The 23,057-nt window shown below is 37.5% G+C and carries 21 protein-coding genes, 1 pseudogene and 1 riboswitch; of the genes and pseudogenes, 13 read left to right on the top strand and 9 right to left on the bottom strand.

What is annotated here, in order from left to right; translation table 11 throughout:
- Positions 1–26: 26 nt before the first annotated feature.
- The 3 genes from QOS06_RS04110 to QOS06_RS04100 all read left to right on the top strand — a co-directional run bounded on the left by QOS06_RS04110 (position 27) and on the right by QOS06_RS04100 (position 2,463).
- Positions 27–590, top strand: coding sequence for a cadmium resistance transporter (locus QOS06_RS04110; protein WP_003669306.1), 564 nt, complete (start codon positions 27–29; stop codon positions 588–590).
- Positions 591–637: 47 nt separating this feature from the next.
- Positions 638–970, top strand: coding sequence for an ArsR/SmtB family transcription factor (locus QOS06_RS04105; protein ID WP_078009752.1), 333 nt, complete (start codon positions 638–640; stop codon positions 968–970).
- Positions 971–1,140: 170 nt separating this feature from the next.
- The gene (locus tag QOS06_RS04100; protein WP_283595543.1) at positions 1,141–2,463 is read left to right on the top strand and encodes an MATE family efflux transporter; all 1,323 of its coding nucleotides are present in this window, start codon (positions 1,141–1,143) and stop codon (positions 2,461–2,463) included.
- A 70-nt stretch (positions 2,464–2,533) separates the two neighbouring features.
- Here QOS06_RS04100 and trxA read toward each other — a convergent pair whose 3' ends face one another.
- Genes trxA through QOS06_RS04085 form a run of 3 tightly spaced genes read right to left on the bottom strand, consistent with a single transcriptional unit; the run spans position 2,534 to position 4,547 of the window.
- On the bottom strand, positions 2,534–2,851 hold the full coding sequence (trxA, locus tag QOS06_RS04095) for a thioredoxin (protein WP_003669309.1): 318 nt from the start codon (positions 2,849–2,851) through the stop codon (positions 2,534–2,536).
- A gap of 1 nt (position 2,852) precedes the next feature.
- A complete protein-coding gene (locus tag QOS06_RS04090) occupies positions 2,853–3,608 on the bottom strand; it encodes a TerC family protein (protein ID WP_003669779.1) in 756 nt (251 codons plus the stop codon).
- Positions 3,609–3,626: 18 nt separating this feature from the next.
- The gene (locus QOS06_RS04085; protein ID WP_078009749.1) at positions 3,627–4,547 is read right to left on the bottom strand and encodes an RluA family pseudouridine synthase; all 921 of its coding nucleotides are present in this window, start codon (positions 4,545–4,547) and stop codon (positions 3,627–3,629) included.
- Between the two features lie 146 nt (positions 4,548–4,693).
- Between QOS06_RS04085 and QOS06_RS04080 the strand changes: the two genes are divergently transcribed.
- The gene (locus QOS06_RS04080; protein ID WP_003669776.1) at positions 4,694–5,611 is read left to right on the top strand and encodes a magnesium transporter CorA family protein; all 918 of its coding nucleotides are present in this window, start codon (positions 4,694–4,696) and stop codon (positions 5,609–5,611) included.
- 41 nt (positions 5,612–5,652) lie between these two features.
- On the opposite strand, the gene QOS06_RS04075 is transcribed toward QOS06_RS04080, so the two are convergent.
- Positions 5,653–7,086: a C69 family dipeptidase gene (locus QOS06_RS04075; protein ID WP_283595541.1), complete on the bottom strand. Its 1,434-nt coding sequence runs from the start codon at positions 7,084–7,086 to the stop codon at positions 5,653–5,655.
- A gap of 164 nt (positions 7,087–7,250) precedes the next feature.
- Positions 7,251–7,349: riboswitch (purine riboswitch) on the top strand.
- A 103-nt stretch (positions 7,350–7,452) separates the two neighbouring features.
- Here QOS06_RS04075 and QOS06_RS04070 point away from each other — a divergent pair.
- Entirely contained in the window at positions 7,453–8,781 is a 1,329-nt protein-coding gene (locus tag QOS06_RS04070) for a nucleobase:cation symporter-2 family protein (RefSeq protein WP_003669772.1), read from the top strand.
- A 311-nt stretch (positions 8,782–9,092) separates the two neighbouring features.
- Positions 9,093–10,502, top strand: coding sequence for a Na+/H+ antiporter NhaC (nhaC, locus tag QOS06_RS04065; RefSeq protein WP_078009748.1), 1,410 nt, complete (start codon positions 9,093–9,095; stop codon positions 10,500–10,502).
- 43 nt (positions 10,503–10,545) lie between these two features.
- On the opposite strand, the pseudogene QOS06_RS04060 reads toward nhaC, so the two are convergent.
- A pseudogene (locus tag QOS06_RS04060) lies at positions 10,546–10,890 on the bottom strand (YfcC family protein); the annotation flags it as partial.
- 196 nt (positions 10,891–11,086) lie between these two features.
- Complete coding sequence (locus QOS06_RS04055; protein ID WP_078009745.1) at positions 11,087–11,740, bottom strand: histidine phosphatase family protein; 654 nt, start codon at positions 11,738–11,740, stop codon at positions 11,087–11,089.
- A gap of 131 nt (positions 11,741–11,871) precedes the next feature.
- Between QOS06_RS04055 and QOS06_RS04050 the strand changes: the two genes are divergently transcribed.
- The 3 genes from QOS06_RS04050 to QOS06_RS04040 all read left to right on the top strand — a co-directional run bounded on the left by QOS06_RS04050 (position 11,872) and on the right by QOS06_RS04040 (position 15,669).
- The gene (locus tag QOS06_RS04050) at positions 11,872–12,135 is read left to right on the top strand and encodes a hypothetical protein (RefSeq protein WP_087216046.1); all 264 of its coding nucleotides are present in this window, start codon (positions 11,872–11,874) and stop codon (positions 12,133–12,135) included.
- A 125-nt stretch (positions 12,136–12,260) separates the two neighbouring features.
- Positions 12,261–14,390, top strand: a complete 2,130-nt coding sequence (locus QOS06_RS04045; protein WP_085678470.1) for an LTA synthase family protein — start codon at positions 12,261–12,263, stop codon at positions 14,388–14,390.
- A 157-nt stretch (positions 14,391–14,547) separates the two neighbouring features.
- Entirely contained in the window at positions 14,548–15,669 is a 1,122-nt protein-coding gene (locus tag QOS06_RS04040; protein ID WP_085678467.1) for a glycerol dehydrogenase, read from the top strand.
- Between the two features lie 193 nt (positions 15,670–15,862).
- On the opposite strand, the gene QOS06_RS04035 is transcribed toward QOS06_RS04040, so the two are convergent.
- Together QOS06_RS04035 and QOS06_RS04030 are read right to left on the bottom strand one after the other, a co-directional pair.
- The gene (locus QOS06_RS04035; protein ID WP_085678464.1) at positions 15,863–16,708 is read right to left on the bottom strand and encodes an alpha/beta hydrolase; all 846 of its coding nucleotides are present in this window, start codon (positions 16,706–16,708) and stop codon (positions 15,863–15,865) included.
- 68 nt (positions 16,709–16,776) lie between these two features.
- Positions 16,777–17,988 carry a D-alanyl-D-alanine carboxypeptidase family protein gene (locus tag QOS06_RS04030; RefSeq protein WP_283595537.1) on the bottom strand — a complete coding sequence of 404 codons (1,212 nt, stop codon included), beginning with the start codon at positions 17,986–17,988 and terminating at the stop codon, positions 16,777–16,779.
- A gap of 70 nt (positions 17,989–18,058) precedes the next feature.
- Here QOS06_RS04030 and QOS06_RS04025 point away from each other — a divergent pair, with 70 nt between their 5' ends.
- Entirely contained in the window at positions 18,059–18,640 is a 582-nt protein-coding gene (locus tag QOS06_RS04025; RefSeq protein WP_228340981.1) for a hypothetical protein, read from the top strand.
- A gap of 198 nt (positions 18,641–18,838) precedes the next feature.
- Here QOS06_RS04025 and QOS06_RS04020 read toward each other — a convergent pair whose 3' ends face one another.
- Positions 18,839–19,495 carry a L,D-transpeptidase gene (locus QOS06_RS04020; RefSeq protein ID WP_003670079.1) on the bottom strand — a complete coding sequence of 219 codons (657 nt, stop codon included), beginning with the start codon at positions 19,493–19,495 and terminating at the stop codon, positions 18,839–18,841.
- Between the two features lie 516 nt (positions 19,496–20,011).
- On the opposite strand from QOS06_RS04020, the gene QOS06_RS04015 reads away from it, so the two are divergent.
- From QOS06_RS04015 to QOS06_RS04005, 3 genes are all read left to right on the top strand, one after another.
- Complete coding sequence (locus tag QOS06_RS04015; protein ID WP_098035536.1) at positions 20,012–21,397, top strand: L,D-transpeptidase; 1,386 nt, start codon at positions 20,012–20,014, stop codon at positions 21,395–21,397.
- A gap of 338 nt (positions 21,398–21,735) precedes the next feature.
- Complete coding sequence (locus QOS06_RS04010) at positions 21,736–22,374, top strand: NAD(P)H-hydrate epimerase (RefSeq protein ID WP_078009738.1); 639 nt, start codon at positions 21,736–21,738, stop codon at positions 22,372–22,374.
- A gap of 103 nt (positions 22,375–22,477) precedes the next feature.
- Positions 22,478–22,972: a helix-turn-helix domain-containing protein gene (locus QOS06_RS04005; RefSeq protein ID WP_085649583.1), complete on the top strand. Its 495-nt coding sequence runs from the start codon at positions 22,478–22,480 to the stop codon at positions 22,970–22,972.
- Positions 22,973–23,057: the final 85 nt, after the last annotated feature.

Here is a 23,057-nt window from a genome sequence, read left to right as displayed (position 1 = left end):
GAATTTGATATATAGGAGACTTAATTATGAATTGGTGGATTATTTTTATCACATTTCTTGCCGTAAACCTCGATTTCTTTTTCATCTTAATCTTTTTACTCGAAAGGTATAACCTTCGTGATGTAATCATTGGCTATCTTGGTGCCCTTCTTGTTCTGGTTACCATCAGCTTTTTACTAGGAAAAACTCTCGCCATTTTCCTCCCTGAATGGATTTTAGGAATACTAGGGATCCTCCCTATTTACATGGCTCTGCATGACAACGATGAAGACCCAACTCATGCAGAAAAGCACGGCCCAATTATTACCACCTTAATAACCTATCTGGCAGTTTGCGCTGGTTGTAACCTCTCAATTTTCTTACCAATTTTAACGAATCTTACCTTCCAGCAATTTACTCAGGCACTTCTTTTTATCGCAGTCCTTTCAATTGCGATCGTGATTCTCATTAAGGGAATTGGTAATATTCCACTAATTAAGCAAGCAATGCAACGTTATAGTGAAACCTTAATGAAAGTTATTTATATCGGTGTTGGTTGTTATGTTTTTTGGGATAGTGGATTAATTACCCACCTTATTCACCTTCTTTAGTTTGGTATAATAATTACTAAACCGATTAAAAGGAGGAGCAGCAACCATTGTCTTCAACCCAAGCCTTTATTGATGAAGCTGCTAAAATCTATAAAGTTTTAAGTAATAGTACGCGCTTAAATATCTTATATTATCTCCGGCACTATAACGGTGAAACGGATGTTAAAACAATCGTTAATGACCTTCACCTTGCGCAACCGATCGTCTCAAAGCAACTCGGTATTTTGTATCGTTACCAGTTAGTCAGTCGCCATAAAGAAGGGACCCGCGTTTACTATGCTTTAGATGATCCTCATGTCATTGAAATGATCGATGATATGTTAAAGCACGTTAAACATGAAATTAAGGGTGAACCTCATCCCCGTAATTTATATAAATAAAGAGTGAACAGGAAACAACCATCAAAAGGGTATTCTCTATTCACTCTTTTTGTTGTTGATTATTTTTCGCTCTTGTGGATAAAAGAATTAAATTAATAAAATAATCAGTCTTTCACTTTGTATTCTGAGTAGCGTAAAATGATTAGCAGATTGTTAAAAGGAGATTTAAAATGGACGAGCTATTTGAACATTCTTCAATCAAGAAGGCATACTTTACGCTGGCCTTACCTGTTGTATTAAGCATGGCTGTAACTTTGATTTATAACATGGTTGATACTTTTTTCGTGGCCAAAACTGGGAATCCCAATTTAGTTGCCGGTGTTTCTCAGGGAGCACCAATTTTTACGTTAATGATTGCCCTAGGTGACATTTTTGGGCTTGGCGGTAGCTCAGTTATTTCCCGCTTATTTGGTGAACACCGTGATAAATTAGCACGCTTTGTCAGCGGTTATTGCTTCTATGCACCAATTATTTGTGGGATCATCGTTACTTCAATAATGATTATCTTTCAAACACCAATTTTACATTTATTAGGTGCCTCGCCAGCTACTTGGCAATATGCACGAGAATATTACTTAGTGATTGCTTGGGGCGCGGTTTTCATTATCTTTGGACTTTCACCAACTAATATTTTGCGAACAGAAGGGCTAGCCATTCAGTCGATGATCGCTAGTATGGTGGGGACCGGAATTAATATCGTTTTAAATCCAATTTTTATTTTTACATGTGGACTCGGCGCAGCTGGTTCAGCGTTGGCTACTGTAACAAGTACTGTTATTGGCGATATTTTAATGATTTATTATTTGCGAACAAAGAGTAAAAAGTTGACGACTTCAATTCATGAAACGAAAATCGGCTGGAAGCTTCAATTTGAAATCTACGCTATCGGAATCCCGGCCTCGGTCACTAACATCATGGCAACGTTTGCGGTTGCGTTAACTAATCGTTACTTGATTGTTTATGGTGCGGATAGTGTAGCTGCCATGGGAATTGCGATGAAAGCAAATATGATCATCAATATGGTAATAGTTGGTTTTGCATTTGGCGCGCAACCCTTGATCGGATACGTATACGGCGCTAAAGATGAGCAACGGTTTAATAAAGTTGTTAAATTTGATATTCAAGTCGTTGCTAGTATTGCCTTATTTCTCACAGTTATCCTTTTCATTTTCGCTCCCCAGGTTATTCGCATTTTCATGAATGATCCCCAAATAGTAAAAGAAGGTGCCTTGATGCTTCGCTGGCTGTCGGTTTCGACTACTCTTGCTGGTATCATTCTCGTTTTTACAACCATGTTTCAATCAATGGGAAAAGCAACGCCTGCATTTTGGCTCTCATTCTGTCGTCAGGGATTGATTTTCGGGATAGTGATTAGTATTTCGGCAAAATTATTTGGTTACACTGGGATTGTTGCTACTCAGGCTATTTCTGATTGTTTAACCTTTATCCTGGCACTTATTTTCTTTTATTGCTATCGTCCGCGTTTTAAATAAAATAGATTTAGACATACAAAAAAGGCCTCTCCCGTTTAAATTTTTCAAACGTTAGAAGCCTCTTATTAGTTTATTCGGTTATTTTTCGTTCAAAGTAATGAGCCAGTTTAGCCTCTGGATAATATCCAGTTACCTTTTCTTTCGCCTGTCCATCCTTAAAAAGGACCAGACTTGGGACGCTCATTACTTTATACCGTTGTGCAATTTCTTGATTTCCATCAACATTCATCCGCACAAACTTGATTTTATCACCGTATTGCTTTTCTAGATTTTGCATAGCTGGTTCCATCATTTTACATGGACCACACCATGGTGCCCAAAAATCAACAACCGTCATTGAGCCTTGAACATCCTTATCAAAGGTCTCAGCTGTTGCATCAATTGCCATTTTATTCTACCTTCTTTTTCTGTGATCTACGTATAAAGTGAATAATAATCGTTACCGCAAAAACAAGCAAGATAAAACTACCGAAAATCCCTGATGGAATCTCGATGTCAATTGCAGGAATCGTTAAGAAAAGTTTAATAGCAATCACAAAGATTAAGATATATGCCATCGGTTCTAACTCAGGAACTTTGCGCATCAGTTTCATAATAACTTCAGCAATTCCTCGCATACATGCAATCCCAATCAGACCACCGATTAAAACAATAACCGGATTATTAGAGACAGCTAATGACGCCAAAACAGAATCAATGGAGAAAATAATATCCATAAATTCGATCTGTAAAACAACTGTCCAAAAAAGCTTTCGTCCAGTTAAATGCGTTTTACCTTCACGGGTCTTTCGCATTGCTCGCTTACCAAAGAACTTATTATGAAAGTAACGATAGACAAGGTAAATTAAGTAAGCAGCTCCAATAACTTTGATTTCCCAAAAGTTAATGAGATATACTCCGATTCCAATAATTAAGAATCGGAAAATGTAAGAACCCCAAATACCATAGAAAAGTGATTCTTCTTGTTCTTTTAACGTTGGTAATACACGTGTCTGAGCCGCTAACACAACAGCATTATCAACTGACAGTAAACATTCAATCATAACCAACGAAAAGATGATTAACCAATCCTGCCCTGATGTAACGACTGTTGCCCAGTTATGTGGATCAAAAAATGGTCCATACAACTTCTCTAAAAGTGACAATTAATGTCCTCCCTTAATTTAAATTTGCTTTTTAGCTAAGTTATATTTTACCAAATAATTTTCAAAATACGACGGTAATGGCGCACTAATATTTAAAGATTTCATTACGAAGGGTAATATGAGTTTTTGCGCTACACCATGAAGCAGCATCCCCTCTGTTGATAAAGGATTATAAAGCGGATCGCCAACAATCGGATGACCGCTATGTGCCAAATGAACCCTGAGTTGGTGTGTACGGCCAGTCACTAAATGAAGTCTCACCAAGGAACGTTCGTGATTACTTGCCAGTGTTTCATAATAGGTCAAGGCCGGCTGCGCGTTTTGTCCGTTTACTTGATGAAGATGGGGATTCACTGGATTACGCCCAATTGCCCAATCGAACTTTCCACTCTGAGCCATCTTACCCTCCACTAACGCCAAATATTGTCGGTGAATTTGCCCATCACTAATTAATCGGTTAAGGATTGGGACAACAATTGGATTCTTAGCAACAATTACTGCTCCACTCGTTTGTAAATCTATCCGATGAACCATATAAGCATTATTTTGACTATGCGCTAAATAGCCTGCAACATCGTTCATTAACGTTCCTGTTTCACCATGGTAATTAGGGTGAGTTTTTTGTCCCCGCGGTTTATTTACTACTAACAAATCGCGATTCTCATAGAGGACCTCTAAGTGTGATTGTGAAGACGGAATATAATCATTTGCGGCAGGGGTCCGAATTTCATCACCACAAAATAGCAACTGAATATTATCATTTCTTCCCACCAGTTCATTCATTGACCGATATTCACCATTAACAAGCACTGTCCGCCTAATTCGTAAATAGTGGATTAGACGATTAGGAAGCAGCCATTGATCATGCAGTAATTTGCGTAATGGTTTTGTCACCTGGTCATCAGCTAACTTTTCACTAATTTGCCACCGATATTTCATCTTACTCACCTCTCTTTCGCCTAAATTCTGATAAGATTATTTTACTGTATTTCCCAGTAAATATTTATAATATTTTTAAGCCGGTTTACTTTTATCCGATAATAGCGTTGAATAGAGTATGAGTAATTTTAAGGGGATGGGTACTGATGTTAACAACAGAACAAATTAATGATCATAGTAAATGGATAAGTATATTCGAACCTCTCCCCCATGAGCGATTAGATTTAATTGAAAAATATGAGGTTACTCAAGAATTACTTGATTATGCAATTGACCCTTACGAAAAAGCCCGGGTTGAAATTGATCCAGATGCAGGAGTTACATTATTAATTTTCGATGTCTATGTACCAACTCATGCTGTGACTGCTCCACAGACTGCACCAATTGGCATCATGCTCACCGCTAATAATATCATTACTTTTACAAATGCAAAAACTAACTTTGTAAATGGAATCATCGCTAATCAGCTACAATTATTAAAGAAACACGGGGAAAATGACGACAAATTAAACTTAGTGTTCCCAGTTCTTTATCGCCTTTCGACTGATTATTTTGGTCCCCTTCGTCGTGCAGATCAACAGCGACAAGAAATTCAACGAAATCTTCAACGACGAACGGGCCGCCAAGCCATTACTCAATTTATGGAAATTGAAACTGGCCTAGTTTATATTCTTACCTCGCTCAAAGGGAATGTTTCCCTACTTGAAGAATTTAAACGCCGCTTTGGTAACCACATTACTACTAAGCAATATAATGATCTTGACGATGTAATTGTCGAAGCACAGCAAGGGCTAGAAATGGCACAGATGACTTCAGATGTTTCTGCCCGTGTCTCTAATGCTTATAGCAAGGTTCTTGATAGTGATCTAAACCAAACGATGAAATACCTAACCATTTATTCAATTGTTCTCTCAATCCCAACAATTGTATCTGGCTTTTACGGTGAAAACGTCAAACTACCCCTTGCGAACGGGACCTATTCATGGGTTTTTACAATTTTCATTACTATTGTCTTAATGTTGGCATGTGTCATCTTTCTTATTAATCGTCATTGGTGGAAATAAAAATCGGAAGCTGAGAACTTTTTTCTCAAGCTTCCGATTTTTTATAAGTTATCGCCACGTTCAAATTGAAATTTAGAATTCAACAACGCTTCATGTAAAAGCTGGTTAATCAATTTATGTGTTTCATTCAGAACATGATTAGCGGTTTTCATATTTTGTTCAGTTAGGTAGTTAATTAAATTAGCTGAATTTTGAATCTGGGCTGTTTTTGTAATTGTGTCTACTCGTCCTACGCCATAGCTTTGACACCGATCACGGAAATCATTTACCTCATTGATAAATTCATGATAGTGTGGTTCTACAATCACTTCTAACAATTTATTTAACCAATAAGCACTCTTATCCGGCTGCGCATCATCTGTCGCATACTTATATTTTGCCGGAGTATCACTAATATTTGTAAAGAACGGAACATAAGGGCTATAGCAATAAAAGCCAAAATTAATCCATTGAATAGCAGCATATTGTGCCGGTACGTCATTCCGAATTTGCAAAATACATGAACTTTGATTACGATCAAGTGCAATTGAACGGAATTTTCGCTGTTCCTCCGGTGTTCCAGACGCATAGGTTCCCATTGGATCATAAGGAGTGCCATTATAATGCGATGAGAGGAAATACTCTACATCCTCAACAGCAATTTTCTTTTCTGCATGTTGAATAAACGGAATTTTTTGGCTAGTAGGCTCCTGTTTTAAAGATGGGGTAAAGAGTTTTTGACCATACCAAGAACGAGGTGTGTTGTAGTAAGCATCCGCCTCATCTTGTGTGCCAAAAATGTTCCGGAAATTAAACGTTCGTGAATTAGGGTTTAAATGATATTTTTCTACAAAATCTTTAATTTGCGGCGCATACATAAAGCTATCGTGATCATTAAAGTCGACTTCTTCAATGCACATAATATTTGGTGCAATTGCATAAGCATCATCAGGAATCCGCTGGGCAACCCATTGATGGCCACCACCGGTCTCAAAATACCAAACTTCATCCTTATCGCTAAAAGCAATTCCATTACTCTCACCGGTACCGTATTTTTCAATTAGGGAACCAAGACGTTGAACTCCTTCGCGGGCGGACTTAATAAATGGTAGGACGAGATAAACCATTGAATCTTCATTAATCCCGTTTTCTACTAACGGATCATGACCAAGCACCCTGGCATTTGTCATCTCGGTTTCTGTCGCGCTCATCGCAATATTATATTCATTAATGCCTTGTTCATCCCAGCGTCCTTCATCAGGCATGCCATTGGGAGTTGCCGTATAACGGCATCCCTGTCCCTTCATCTCAACAGTTAACCCATTATATTTTGAAACATAATGTTCACCGGTGTAATCCTTGGCAGGAAATACTTTGAATATCTTAGGATTGACTCCATCTTCTGCATCCTCATCACGTGCAATAATTGTTGAACCATCAATCGTCGCATTCTTTCCAACAAGCATTGCCGTACAACTACTCATTAGCTTTTGCATAATATACGCTTCCTTCCACAGTAGTTACTGTACCTTCTAATAATACCACTATCTGGAATTAACTGGATTATAAAGAAAAAGCTGAACGTTAATCACACAAGCCAATCTAAAATATCATTAATACCGAACAAACCATTGAAAATGTTCGGTATTAGTGCTAGGATAACTACATCAAATAAATAGCCTATATAATACCGAAATATGGTCGGTTAGTCTCTACCTAAAGCCGTAAACTTTAGACTATAAGCACTTCTTAAAAACTGACACTGTCTGTTTTTAACTTTAAGCTTTTAAAAATCGGTAGAGAGGCTGAATTTTCAGTCTCTTATTTTTATTTAGGCGTGTTAATTTTTGGGGAGGTATATTTTGAAAGAACCTGTTTCATCTATTCAAGCACCTAGTCGTCACACTAAAATCGATTTCACTCGTCAATGGCAAAATTTTGTCCTTGGTTTCCAGCACTTACTTGCAATGTATTCTGGGGACGTTCTTGTTCCGCTATTAATTGGACATTACTTACATTTCTCCACGCTTCAAATGACTTATCTAGTCTCAATCGATATTTTCATGTGTGGTGTCGCAACCCTCTTACAATTAAAGCGAACACCATTAACTGGAATCGGCTTGCCTGTTGTCCTCGGTTGCGCAGTTCAAGCTGTTACTCCCCTCGAAACAATTGGTGGAAAGCTAGGAATCACTTATATGTATGGGGCCATTATTGCAGCCGGGATCTTTGTTTTCCTAATTGCTGGCTTTTTTGCCCGCTTAAAAAAGTTTTTTCCACCGGTCGTTACTGGATCTTTAATAACTATTATTGGATTTACCCTTGTTCCAGTAGGTTTCCAAGACCTAGGAGGAGGTACGCCAACTGCTGCTTCATTTGGTGATCCCGCTAACCTCCTTATCGGCTTTCTAACAATTGCCATCATTCTGTTATTCAATGCCTTTGCTCGTGGCTTTATGAAATCAATCGCCATTTTACTAGGAATTTTAATTTCTTCTTTCATTGCAGGCGCATTAGGCTTTGTCTCTCTTAAACCGGTTAGTGAAGCTGCTTGGTTCCACGCTCCGCAATTATTCTTCTTTGGCGTTCCACGTTTTGATATGAGTGCCATGATCACAATGATTCTTGTTTCGCTCACGACAATGATTGAGTCAACCGGTGTTTTCTTTGCCCTTAGCGACATTACTGGCCGTCAATTAACAACCAACGACTTAGAACGTGGATACCGCGCTGAAGGGATTGCTGCAATTTTAGGCGGACTTTTTAATACCTTCCCTTATTCTACTTTCTCTGAAAATGTGGGTGTTCTTAAAATGTCTGGAGTGAAAAGTCGTCAACCCGTTTACTATGCCGCCTTTTTACTCTTATTGCTTGGTCTTTTACCTAAAGTCGGCGCTCTCGCAACGGTTATTCCAGAACCTGTCCTTGGTGGTGCAATGATTGTGATGTTTGGGATGGTCGGTGTTCAAGGAGTTCAAATTCTCCATAAAGTTGATTTCTCTAACAATGCCAACCTTCTTACTGCATCTGTTTCAATTGGACTAGGATTAGGGATTACCATGTATCCGCAACTGTTCCAGCATATGCCAACTGAATTTCAAATCATCCTGGGTAACGGGATTGTCGTCACCAGTCTTTCAGCCGTTCTTCTTAATCTGTTATTTAATCACCGGTGGGCTAATCATAATTAATTCTCATTCTTTTTTAATTTAGTTGTTGACATTCAAATCTCAGCACGATATTATAATTTCAACAATTATCGTTTCAGTAGAACCTTCGTTGGGCGTAAGAGAGCCGGTGGTGAGGTGCGAACCGGTCAGGCGAAGTGTTTCGAATTATCACGTGATCTGAATTGTCCGGCCATATTCAGTGCCGTTACCACCTGATATGAGTGCGCATAAAATCAAGATGCGTAGGTGGGTGGTACCGCGATTAAAATAATCGTCCCGTTGATACTTTTATCAACGGGACTTTTTTATTTCTTTTCTAAGGAGGAACAACGATGAAGAGTATTCGTTTCAAAGAGGCCGCAACCCTCTTACTTATCATGCTAATAATTTTAGGGACCGCCGTGATTAGGTTTGGCTTGTCACCACAGATCCCCGTCCTATTTGTCATTGCTTTACTTATTTTTTGGGTTAAGCTTCGTGGTGCTAGTTGGGACGAGATTCATAAGGGTATCCAAGAAGGAATCGGTACCGCAATCATCCCCATCTTTATCTTTATCCTTATTGGCGCATTAATCGCTGTTTGGATTCAAGCTGGAGTCATCCCTACAATTATGATTGTCGGCTTCAAACTGATTAGCAGTCAATTTTTTGTTCCATCAACATTTATTGTCTGCTCTTTAGTCGGTCTATCCATTGGTAGTGGTTTTACAACTATTTCGACAATCGGAATTGCCTTATTTGGAATGGGAGTTGCGCTTAATGCTAATCCTGCGCTGGTAGCGGGTGCGATCATTTCGGGAGCCGTTTTTGGTGATAAAATGTCGCCGCTCTCTGATTCAACTAATCTTGCCTCTGCAATTGCAGGTAGTGACCTTTTCGCCCATATTAAGAATATGATGTGGTCAACGATTCCTTCTTTTATCGTTTCGCTAATTCTATTCTGGTTCTTTGGTAATTCCAGTTCTCATATCAGCACCGGTAAGATCGCCCACACAATGGCTATCCTTAATCAACAATTTATGATTTCATGGTGGGCCCTACTACCAATCGCCTTAATGTTTATCTGTGCATGGCGTCATATTCCAGCTATTCCAACCTTATTTATCAATATCATCGTTACAGTAGTCATGATCTCCTTCCAAAATCCAGGAATCTCTCTTCAATCCCTCGCTAAATTAATTAGTGATGGTTTTGTTGCTCATACCAGCGATGCAACTGTTAATACATTGCTTACTCGTGGTGGGATTAGCAACATGATGGGAACAGTTTCCCTGATCATTGTTACCCTTTCACTGGGAGGAATTTTGATGAAGTTTAACATTGTTCAGTCAGCAATGAAGCCACTCGTTGATCATCTTCACAAGCCTGGCAGTCTTATTACTGTTACCATTCTCTCAGGTATTGGCATTAATCTTTTTGTTGGGGAGCAATACCTTTCCGTTATTCTTCCAGGTAAGGCATTTAAGGGTGCATTTGATAAAATGGGTCTTTCACCTTTAGCTCTTAGTCGTGTCCTTGAAGATGGCGGAAGTGTTATTAACTACTTAATCCCATGGGGAGTTGCCGGCTCATTCGTCGCCTCAACCCTTGGTGTACCAGTCCTTCACTTCCTACCATTCGCTTTCTTTAGTCTGTTTTCACCAGTCTTCTCAATTTTAAGTGGAGTTACGGGGATTGGTTTGAAGTGGCAAAAAGGAAAGCAACGCAATACTACAAATGAAAATCAAATAAAGGAAGCTTAAAAAAAATCTGGGTTTGAGAGTTTCTCTTACCCAGACTTTTTTATTATCCTGCAATTAATACTTCTGTTACCAATAATCCACCACCAAAGATTAAAACAAAGACAACTACCGGCCACACGAACCGCAGCCAATGAGAATATCGCATATCAAGCATTTGCAAAGTTGCCATTACTAATCCAGTCGGTGCTAAGAATAACATTGCATATTGCCCAAATTGATATGCAGTAACAACCGTATATCGTGGAATATGAACCGTATCAGCTAGTGGCGCTAAAATTGGCATTGCTAGCACTGCTAAACCAGATGATGATGGAACGATAAAGCCTAAGACAAAGAATACCAACATCATCACAATAATGAAAAATGATCCGTTCATATGTGCAACCATTTTCTTGTTTCTTGATATAATCTTTTATTTGTTGTGCTTTAACCAAAGTGGTTGAAAAATTATCATTCATAATCTGTCTCCTAATCTACTCGGTTTATTACGGTTAGCCAAAAGTCATCCATAAGTTTCACTATTTGAAATTTTTTATTATTTATACTAAAAATACTCCATGCATTCAAGCACAGAGTATTCATCTTTACTTATTATATTCAACAATTTCCATATCATTATCGGTCAACGTTGCGCGCGTCAGGCTTCCATTTGCTGGGCGCTCTGTCACATCATACTTTCCATGACCAAACCGTTCTACTAAACTTAAAACGGTATTTCCATGACTTACCCATAAAACATTTGCATTATCAGGTAAATCAGCATTCCGAATTAATTCAATCCCTTTGTTCATTCGTTGCCAGTACTCTTCATTATTTTCGGCATCATGAAATGGATCAGCATCCTTTAACCAGTCTTTGGCTTGACCAATGGAATATGCGGTTACAATTTCACGGAAGTTCTTAAAGCCATGAGGGGCACCCGCATTGTACCAAGCAAGATCCATATTTGTTCCTTCATATGATCCATAAAACTCTTCCCGAAAATAAGGAGCAGTGACTGGATGAGCTACAGAATTAGCATTATTAAGATTTAAGATTACTTGTGCTGTTTCCATTGCTCGGGAAAGGTCACTACAAAACGCACCATCGAAGTGAATGTTTTGTAACTTCTCCCCAGCTACCTTTGCATCTTCTTTGCCCTTCATAGTTAATGGCGAATTACTCCAACCCTGTAATTTGTTGTAGATGTTGAAGAAAGTCTGTCCATGACGAACAAGATAAATATTCAATTTAGTCATAACGATCCCTCCATAATCTTATTGTACCGCTTACAAATCCTTAAGACTATTTAAGTATTAACTTTGAGCTTTAAACATAATTTCTTCATATTCTCCACGTAGACTAAAAAATATAGAAAGAAGGAATTACTATGAAACTTAGAGACACTAGTCAACCAAATATTGTTGCCGCTAAGATTATTAAAGTTACTCCGAAAAATGTTACCGTAATTACTGAAGAAGGCCACTTACTCAAGATTCCATTAACTAAACAATATCGGGAAGATAAAACTTTACGGGCATCATTGGTTGATATCTTGAAAGCAGGAATATGGATTCCAGTAAATAAAAAGCTAAAAAAATTATTTAGTTATGACTGGCTCTTTGTTCCTGCCTTGGTCCTAGCAAAGAATTAAGTTTCTTCAATGATTTCCATAAAAAGAATGTTTTGTAGTAATCTATGATAAAATAATTCTTGATTTGTCGAAATTGCACTTCGATAATATAGAACAAACCATATTGATTGCGAGGAACATTCCTAATGAAAAAATTAAGCAAATTTGTGGATACTAGGATTGGTTTTTTCACCCTCCTAGTTATCCTTTTTTGGTTAAAGACCCTGTTTGCTTACTTTACTGACTTTAAGCTTGGCGTTACGGGAATTTTTCAATACCTTATTTTAATTTTTAACCCATTAGCGACCACCTTTTTTATTTACAGTTTAGCATTCTACTTTAAGCGTTCGCGGTTCTTCTACCCAGTTATTATGGGTCTAGATATCGCAAACACCCTATTACTCTATTTAAACGTCATCTATTATCGTGAATTTACCGATTTTATGACAATTGCTACGATGACCGGTTATTCAAAAGTTAATCAAGGTTTAAGTGGTAGTTCACTTGCCCTCACTAACTTTCATGATGTCTTTTACTGGTTAGATATCGTCGTAATTCTTATTTTAATGCTCTGTAAAGTTATCAAATTTGATCCACGAGCAATTGGAACGCGGTTAGCATTTGCTTTTAGCTCCGTTGGCCTTGTCTTATTTGGGATTAATTTATCTTTTGCAGAAATGAGTCGCCCACAATTACTCTGCCGGACATTTGATCGTTCCTACATTGTGAAATATCTTGGGATTGATACTTTTACTGGTTATGATTTAGTGAAGTCGCAACATATCAATAATATGCGACAAAGTGCTACTAAACCTGAGCTCCTAAAAGTTAAGAAGTTCACTGATAAGCACTACGCTCCGGCCAATCCACAAATGTATGGAATTGCAAAGGGTCGTAACGTGATTATTATTCACCTTGAAAGTTTCCAACAATTTTTAATTAACAAGAAGATCAACGGGCAAGAAGTTACCCCATTCCTTAACTCGCTTTATAACGGTAAGGATGCCTACTCGTTTGATAATTTCTTCCATCAAGTCGGTCAAGGTAAGACCAGTGACGCAGAAAACCTTTTAGAGACTAGTACATTTGGATTGCCACAAGGATCTTTATTTGCCACACTAGGGAGTGACAATACTTTCCAAGGTGCTCCAGCGATTCTTAATCAACGCGCCGGTTACACGAGCGCAGTCTTCCACGGAAACGTTGCTAGTTTCTGGAACCGCAATAATGTATACAAGAATTTAGGCTATCAGTACTTCTTTGATGCTAGTTATTACGATACTTCTGGAGACAAGGCTACCGGATATGGACTTAAAGATAAGTTATTATTCAAAAACTCGATCAAGTATCTTCAAAGTTTACAGCAACCATTCTACGCTAAATATATTACTGTTACTAACCACTTCCCTTACACGCTTGACGATGAGGATAAAGATCCAAACTTCCAAACAACTAATACCGGGGACAGTAACGTCGATAATTACTTCGTAACAGCTCATTATCTTGATCAATCAATCCAAGAATTCTTTAACTATCTCCAAAAGACTGGTCTTGATAAGAAATCAATCATTATGATTTATGGTGATCATTATGGGATTTCAAACAGTGAAAATACTTCCTTAGCAAGTGTTCTTGGGAAGAGTGCAGATGATTGGACTGACTTTGATAATGCTCAGCTGCAACGTGTACCACTAATGTTTGTCATTCCTGGTACGGGTCACGGAAAAGTTTATCATACCTATGGTGGAGAAGTTGATGTTCTTCCAACCCTCCTTCACTTATTAGGAATTAGCAGTAAACGCTATATTCAATTTGGAACCGATCTCTTCTCCAGCAAGCATAATCAAGTGGTTGCCTTCCGTAATCGGGATTTTGTTACGCCAACTTATACGAGTGTGGGCGGAACAATTTACAATAATAAGACTGGGAAAGAAGCTAAACTTACCAAGAAGCAGCAAGAGAAATTAAAGAAGGATCAAGATTTTGTAAATGAGGAATTAACTCTTTCTGATTCATTAAATGAAAAGAATCTCTTGCGGTTCTACCATCCAAAAGGGTTTAAAAACGTTAATCCAGCTGATTATAATTATTCAAATGGTCTAAAACGAGCGCAGCGAATCGAGAAGAAGAAAGGAATTAAATCAACAAGTATTTACTCAGAAAACGGTGACCGTTCAACTGTAGATGACTACAGCACTGACGCCCCTGAGCAAAGCCACTCTTCCACTGATTCCAACCGTATTAAGATCACTAACCCAGATGCTAATAATAAGTAGTAAGGGTACAAAATAGTATAGTAGGGTCTAGGAGAGCACTGTGTTCTGCCTAGGCTCTATTTTTTAAGTTTAAGCTAATTTCAATCAGCTAAATTTTCTCTCCATTAATAAAAGTGATATTATTAACTTGTACACAAAGAATAATGGAGGGATTTTTATGGTTGAAGAATTTGGCTCACCATCGTCTTACATCCAAGGCAAAGGTGTCCTTTTTGAAAGTGATAAGTATCTTAAAAACTTTGGCACAAAACCGTTATTACTGGCTGGCGAAACCGTCTATAAAATTGTAGGTAAGCGTTTTGAACAATATCTTCAAGAAAGTGGTTATGATGTTACCCGTGTTCAATTTAATGGGGAATCATCCACTAACGAAGTAAACCGGGTCACAGAAATTGGTAAAGAAAATAATGTAACCGTCGTTTATGGTCTTGGTGGGGGTAAAACAGTTGATACCGCCAAAGCAATTGCCGACAATCTCCATCTACCCGTTGTAATTATGCCAACGTTGGCTTCAAATGATGCACCTTGTTCACGTCTCTCAGTAATTTATACTGATGACGGTGGATTTGACCATTATCGTTTCTACAACCAAAATCCTGACTTGGTCTTAGTTGATACACAAGTTATCGCTAATGGTCCTGTTCGGATGTTAATTTCTGGAATTGCTGATGCTTTAGCTACTAATATTGAAGCACAAGCAGTTGCCAAAGCTAATAGCGATACAATGCTTGGTGAAAAACAAACCCTTGTTGGAAATGCAATCGCTCAGAAGTGTGAAGAAACATTATTTAATTACTCACACCTAGCTGTAGCTGATGCAGAAGCGCATGTCGTTACACCAGCATTTTCTAATATCGTTGAAGCAAATACACTAATGAGCGGTCTCGGTTTTGAAAGTGGTGGTCTATCTGGTGCCCACGCTATTCATGATGGCTTAACAATTTTAGAAGAGACTCATGATTTAACACACGGTGAAAAGGTCGCATACGGTACCTTAACACAATTAATGTTGGAAGGCGCTGACCAGGAACGTTATAACAAGTACTTCCAATTTATTCTTTCTTTAGGTCTACCAACTACTCTTGCTGATCTACATTTAGAAAATGTCACTGATGAAGAATTACTCAATGCTGGAAAAGCCGCCTGTTCAGAACAAGATACCATGGATCGTTTACCATTTAAGGTAACACCAGATGACGTGGCTCAAGCATTACGAGCAGTTGATGCATATACTAAGCAATATTTAAATAGTCACCATTGTCATCATAGCCAGATGTAATAAAAGGGAGCGAGACAGAAGTCACTTGTGACTTCGTTTTTCGACGCGAAGCTAGCCTCTGGGAGCCCCCCGCAAGCAACAATAGGCCTCTGACGTTCGGTTTCCGGACGTTAGAGGCCATTGTTGTACTGCGTATTTGCTTTTTATGAAAGTAACTTAACTTATGTCACAGTCCCTTTTTTTGTTATTTACCCTATAAGAAATTAATTAATGCTTTATCAACTTGAGTATTATTATGAAGTTTTGAATGTTGAGTATCTTTTCCTGTTATTTTTAGAACACGGTATGACTTTGCCCGAGCAGCCACTAGATACTTAAGTGACAATGAAGATACATTATCAACAGTACCGTCTGAATGATTACCAACATCACCAATAATATTAAGAACAGCTACTTGACCTTTCGGATAAGTTTGCCGTACTTCTGTCATTTGACGATATGTGGCGTTCATTTCATTTGGTTTTCCGTCTTTATTTAATTTCATTCCAACTGGTTGCTGGATAGCAGCAGGTACCTGTTTAAAATTCAATCCAGCAAAATGACCTGCGATATCAACCTGTTTTTGTAATTGAGGCATATTCTGATTTTTACCGTTTTGCAACATATAGTAAATAATCGAAATATTTCCCAGGGAATGACCAACCATATTAATCTTAGTTATGCGATATCGTTTCTGTAATGCTTTTACAACATTTGTCGCATATTCGCCATGCTTATTAAAATCCAACTGCCTATTATTATCATAATTCACCTCAACAATTGGATTAATGGCCCCTTTATGCATTGAACCATGAAGAGTAACTTTTCCGTTATTAGTAACATCAGCTCGCAGGACTGTGCTCGTTACCCCGGCTTTTTTAGCAGCATTTACCATGTGTTCTTCTGCATGATAACTACTACCTCCACCACGGAAAAATAGTGTTGGCGTTGTTGATTGCATATATTTACTATGTTTTTGCTGACGCCAAACTGCACCACCAATTATTGCCAAGATAACAATTACTATCACTACACCAATCCCAATATGGCTTTTTTTCATAATTTTCACCCGCTTTTTTATTTACCTAGATTATAAGCCTAAGAACAATAATGCAGTCAAAAATTACTTTAATGTAGAAGACGTTGCCAAAAGTTTCCCCGTCGAACATCATTAGCACTATATAGAGAGTAAGTTAATGGTTCACCATTAAGCGTTTCTAATTGATCACTCGTTATCCTTAAGTTGCCAACACGTTCACCTTTCCAGATAGGTGCTTCTAGTTTTTTCTTTTTATATTGTGTTCCAATTGTATAATTCGTTTTTGTATCGTACGGACTCCAAATAGTTACATGTTGTGGCGTGAGTTTCATTGTTTTTTCAACACCATTAGCTACTTTACGTGTTGTTACTGATAATGGAACTTTTATTTTTTGTAAATGGTCCTCTGTCTTAAGGACCTCATATAAATCCTGCGTAGCCTTAAATCGGTTGTCTTTATTGCTCCCTTTTGAATGTAAAATAACAGTAATAATGCGATGTCCTTGATACTTACCTGTACTTGCAAAACAAGCTCCCGCACTGTCAGAAGTCCCCGTCTTCAAGCCATCAATCGTTACCCCTTTTACAGCGTACTGTTCTCCTGGTAACATCTTATTAAGATTTTTTTCAGTCTTAACTTGATCTTTCGCTATTTGAAATTTTACTTCTTTTTGTGCTGTAATTTGCAAAAGTTCAGGATAATGTTTTACAAAGTATTGCGATAAAATAGCAACATCACGTGCACTCATCGTATTAGCAGCATTATTAGGGAGATCCGCTAACTTAAAACTTTTCATATCTCCATTATCTAATCCAACTGAATTCACAATGTTTGTCTTAGTCATTCCAATTTTTTTGGCTTTTTGCATCATTTTAAGATTAAATTCATCGGTTCCATCCCCGGTAGCTGTTGCAAGTGCGACAGTCGCCCCATCCGCTGACTTTACAAGGGCTGCATTGATTAATGTCCGAACTGAATAAGATTGACCAGATTTTAGTCCGATTGAAGAATAAGCAGCATCATTAGAAATAGCCGCAATTTCAGGAGTTATTTTTACTTGAGTATCCCATGAAAGTTGCTTCTGTTGGATTTCATCTTCTATTACCAAAATAGTTAATAATTTTGTAATTGATGCCACGGGAAGAGCCTTATCTACATTTTGCTTATAGATAATTTGCCCTGTTGAAGCATCAGCCATGATCGCTGCAGAAGCATCAATTCGATTATTTGCTAACACTGATTGACTTCCTACCATTAGCATCATGAATAGAGATAAAATAAAAACTGTCAACTTTTTCATAAAATCTATTCTCCTATTTTCTTCAAGTACGGTAAGATAAACTTAATAATAAATAATAAAGGAATTCATTATGAATAAAGAACTTAAATCGCTGCTTTTCATCTCAACTGGTCTATTCCTTATTTTTGTTCTAATTTTTAATCTTTATACATATAATGCTGCTAGTTTTATTCCCCAAGCTAGAAAAACAAGTCAAATTCTTAGTCAAAATCGGCTTCGTGCTCCTAATATTCACCGTTCCTCTGAAAATTGGGCATACCCTAAGATCGGTAACGCTCCTATTGAATTGATCGCAATCAAACAAGCAAAAAGGATTCTAGTTATCAACTCAAATAAGCGCCAAGTTATTTACATTATTCACGCACAGATTAATCTACCAGCACAAAAAAATTCTTTCCGCTTACTTCACGCTCGGGGGCAGCAAATTTATCATATTAATGGTTCCCAGCAAGCCATCGCTAAGAATTGGTTAGGAATTACTAATGGGAACTACATTGAAACCCCCGTTACAGATATGAATAATCATCAGGTCTCACGAAATCTACGAAAAGCACCCAAAATTGAAAATACTATCCAGGTGTCAATCCCCGATGCTAAATGGCTGCAAACTTTACCTGAAAACACACCCTTAATAGTTAAGGAGGACTATTAATATGATTTCACGCCTAAAACATGGACGGTTTTTTAATCACTTACTTGGAAGTAATCTTATTTTGCTAATTATAATTAGCTTTTATAATCTTCTTACATACTTCATCCCATTAATCAAAATTTCAATCATTCAAATAATTTTATTCTTTCTAATAATTGACCTACTCTTGATTATCTTTAAGATTTTAGCGCTATACAATTAGCCGACAATCTCAATCTTAGTACCAACTGGCAAATTCTTTTCCATCCATTGAGCGTCTGGCACTGAAAGCCGAATACACCCGTGAGAACCCTGTGTTTTTCCAAGTTTAGCAGCTTCTTGTTCATTATATTTTCCATCTGCTTTAGTCGGAACACTATGGAACAAGTATTCTCCATGATTCTTCCAAGAAACGTAGTAATTAGCTCCCTCTTTCAACGATTGATTAAAGAAGCTATCTCCTCGCTCTTGTTGAGCATAAAATGTTCCTGTCGGGGTCACACTTTTCAGTTTACCAGTTTTAGGATCCTTTTTATAAATTCCACCTGTGCTATACATTGTATAAATGACTTTTGAACCATCATACAAATATGTCCGATTATTTTTTAAATCAACTTTAATCCAAAAGTCCTTCACTTTATTCAAATCTGGATACGGAACTGTTTCCGAGGACTTATGCCAATCAATTGGGGTTCGCATATGACTTTCACTATTATCGATTTTCTTTTCTTGTGTTGGTTTTTCTTTTACTTGCAATTCAACTACTGCTTTTTGGGGATGGGCATTCGAAGTAGCACGTAATTCTGGACCAATTGCAATTATTGCTACTAATAAGCAAAATATTCCATAAATCCAATGCTTTACTCGTAAGTTCAAATTAATTTCTCCTTTACAGATAATTCAAAACATCACTATTATAATTATAGGGAATTTTTTATTCAATATACTTTAAAAAAGGTGTACAAAATGCGAGATAATCTTAAAGTTTCATACTTAACTGCTATCTTTTTCTTTATTGTTGCTATCATTTATGCAAATCTTGCGTAATAATCGTGAGGATTCTACTATGACATCATTTTTTTCATTCATATCAAATATTTGGTCATATACCATCAACCATAAATGGTCAAAGGATATTTTACGAGCCAACATCCTTTTTATTCTTTTAGTTATTGTTTACGATCTTTTTCACTTTTCATTAAAAATAATTAATTGGCGGATCTTTTTTAAAGTATTTCTGCTATTAAATATTTGTTTGTTTTTTAAGTTCCTTTTAGATGGTATTGATCGCTATTTAAGAACACGGTAACTTTATAAATTCTTTATTGAGTTATCAATTTTCCGTGCTAAGATAGGAACGTAATTATTTATTTTCGATTTGAGGAAGGTACAATGCATTCATATATTAAATACTGGATAGCAGGAATAGGAGCATTATTAATTATAATGATTGCGGGGATGACTGTTCACCAGAAAAATCATTTCAATAAAAACGTAACCATCAATAACATTGCCGTGGGAGGGCTAACAGCCAAGCAAGCTTTTGATAAGGTAAAGGGGACCTCAGGAGCAACCAAGGTATATGTTGACAATAAGCTAGTTTACCAAACTAAATCCATGCAGGCTAATTTTAGCAATAATGATGAACAAAAATTTAATCAAGCACTGAAAAAGCAGTTTACATTTTTCCCATCATATAAAGCAACGAACTTATCAATAAAGCCAGATAACTTTGATCAAGATTCGTTTAATATTGCGAAAAACAAATTAACTAACGAGGTACATCAACTCAACACAAGTCGTAAAGCTCCCGTTGATGCTTACGCGGTCTACCAAAATGAGAAAGTTTCTGTAGTTCCTGCAGTTAAGGGTAATAAATATGATTTACAAAACGCTGTTAATCAACTAAATAATCAAGCCGGAAGTACTAAAATTAATATTACTTTACATAAGGAACAGCCGATTGCTGCAAATAGCAAAACCGTTAAGAATGAGGAAAAACAGTTAAATAAGTTAAAAGGGAAGAAAGTTACTTACCTCGTTCAAAATGAAAAGTATAACCTCACTACCAATCAAATTATTACCCGGGCAACCTATCAAAACGGCAAGTATCATTTCGACACTACGGCCTTAAATAAACAAGTAAAGAAAATCAATGAGAAACATGCAACTCTTGATAAGCCATTTAAATTTAGAACTCATTCTGGAGCAGAAATTACCACTACAGCTAATGGTTCCTATGGTTGGAAAATTAGCGAGAAAAAAGCTGGCAATTCATTAACTAAAGCAATTATCGATGGCCGCCAAGAAGTTGATGGCGAGCACGATATTGAAGGAAAAGGCTATAACACTGCTGGACTCGGCTACAATGTTACATCCAATAATGGTATTGGCGACACTTATGCTGAGGTTTCATTAGCTGACCAACGAGCTTATTTCTACAAAGATGGTAAATGTGTCCTTGAAACAGATATCGTTAGTGGGACTAATAACGAAGGCAACAAAACGCCAAAGGGAGTCTGGTATATCATGTACCAACAAAGTCCTTCCATTCTCCGTGGACAAAACGATGACGGATCAAGTTATGCAAGTAAAGTTAATTATTGGTCGCCGTTTACTTTAACGGGATGTGGCTTCCACGATGCAAGTTGGCGTCATAATTGGTCCAAGACTGCTTACCTAAGCGATGGTTCGCACGGCTGTATTAATATGCAACCAAGCGTGGCTGGCCAAGCCTTCCATGATTTAAAACAAAATGAACCCGTTATTATTTATTAATACTCTAGGGAGCGAGACAGAGGTCACTTGTGACTTCGTTTTTCGACGCGAAGCTAGCCTCTGGGAGCCCCCGCAAGCAACAATAGGCCTCTAGCGTTCGGTTTCCGGACGTTAGAGGCCATTATTGTACTGCGTATTTGCTTTTTATAAAAGTAACTTAACTTATGTCACAGTCCCTATTATTTTAAAAGAACGCCTAACCGGACTGTGGTGAAAAACTTGCAAGCTAACTTATTTTTTATTCTCTTAATTAATATATACGTAAAAAATATTTCCCTTTGCACCTCATAATTCTAAAATAGTGGTACAGTAAAAATAAACCTTAGGAGGCTTAGATTATGACTGATAAAATTGTTACTTCAGAAGAAATGCGACATTACGATTCTTACACCATTAATACAATTGGTATCCCTTCCCTTGTGTTAATGGAACGAGCTGCATTAGCCGTTCGTGATGAAATTTTGCATGCTTTTCCAATCGCGCTAAAAGATGTGGTAGTAGTTGCCGGTAGTGGAAATAATGGCGGGGATGGAATAGCCATTGCTCGGTTGCTGCATCTTGCTGGTGTCCATGTAACAATCCTCAATATAGGTAATCCTAAACATGCGTCTGCTGAACACCAAACACAAGAAAAAATCGCGCAATATTATCAAATTCCCGAAACCTCTGATCTCGCTGTCCTTAATAAGGCAACATTAATTGTCGATGCAATGTTTGGAATCGGAATCGATCGTGCAGTAAAAGGAGCTTATACCGACGCAATTAACGCCATTAATAACACTGATGCAGTTGTCGTTGCAGTAGATATGCCATCAGGAATTAATACTGATACTGGAGAGGTAATGGGGACTGCCGTCAGAGCTACTACAACCGTAACTTTCGCCTATAATAAAGTTGGCTTAACCAAGAATGCCGGAAAAGATTACGCAGGAAATATTGTCGTCGCAAATGATATGGGAACCTATGCAGTAGACTGATTGGAATATTATTTACCGAGCCGTTTTACTATTAATCGCTGAATATTAATATTATTATAATAAGTAACGAACGTTTCAGTGAACTAATTTGGAGGTAAATAATATGTCAGAATTAACAACCAAATTATTTATAGATGTTAAAAATTTTGAAAAATACCAATCAATGTTAAAGTGCCAAGTACACATTGAAGAAGAACGTCATGGTGATTATTGCTTACCGGGTTTTCCTGATCGTCACAATTTCCACCGCCTTCTCCGGATTTTACGTAAACATGATGACGGTTTAACTAGCAAACAACTAATTTATGACTTCGATTACCGGCCAAGTGACCTCGAAGATGCTACTAAAGCATTAGTAACAAACAATTTGTCAACTACTACCCCAATTAACGAGGAAGACTACAAAATTCAACTTAACACTGAAGGTATCGAAGTTGCTGATAATCTGCTAAAGCGCCGTGACAAAATTGCTGAAGCTGCTTACCACACATTAAGTGAAAATGAACAACGAGAATTAGACCGTCTTGTAAACAAGCTAATAGAGGATTATGCAAACCGCGACGTAAATTACAACGCCCTTGGAAATATTTGCCGTTAAAATATAATATCCTATTCAAAAAAGGCAGAGGCTAAGAGAATTTTTTTCTATGATCCCTTAGTTTCTGCCTTTTTAGTAGCGACAA

It is taken from the genome of Limosilactobacillus sp. DJ3M12, assembly GCF_947381695.1.
Lineage (GTDB): Bacteria > Bacillota > Bacilli > Lactobacillales > Lactobacillaceae > Limosilactobacillus > Limosilactobacillus kinnaridis.
The sequence above is the reverse complement of the archived record's forward strand: the minus strand, read 5'-3'. Positions and strand labels throughout refer to the sequence as shown.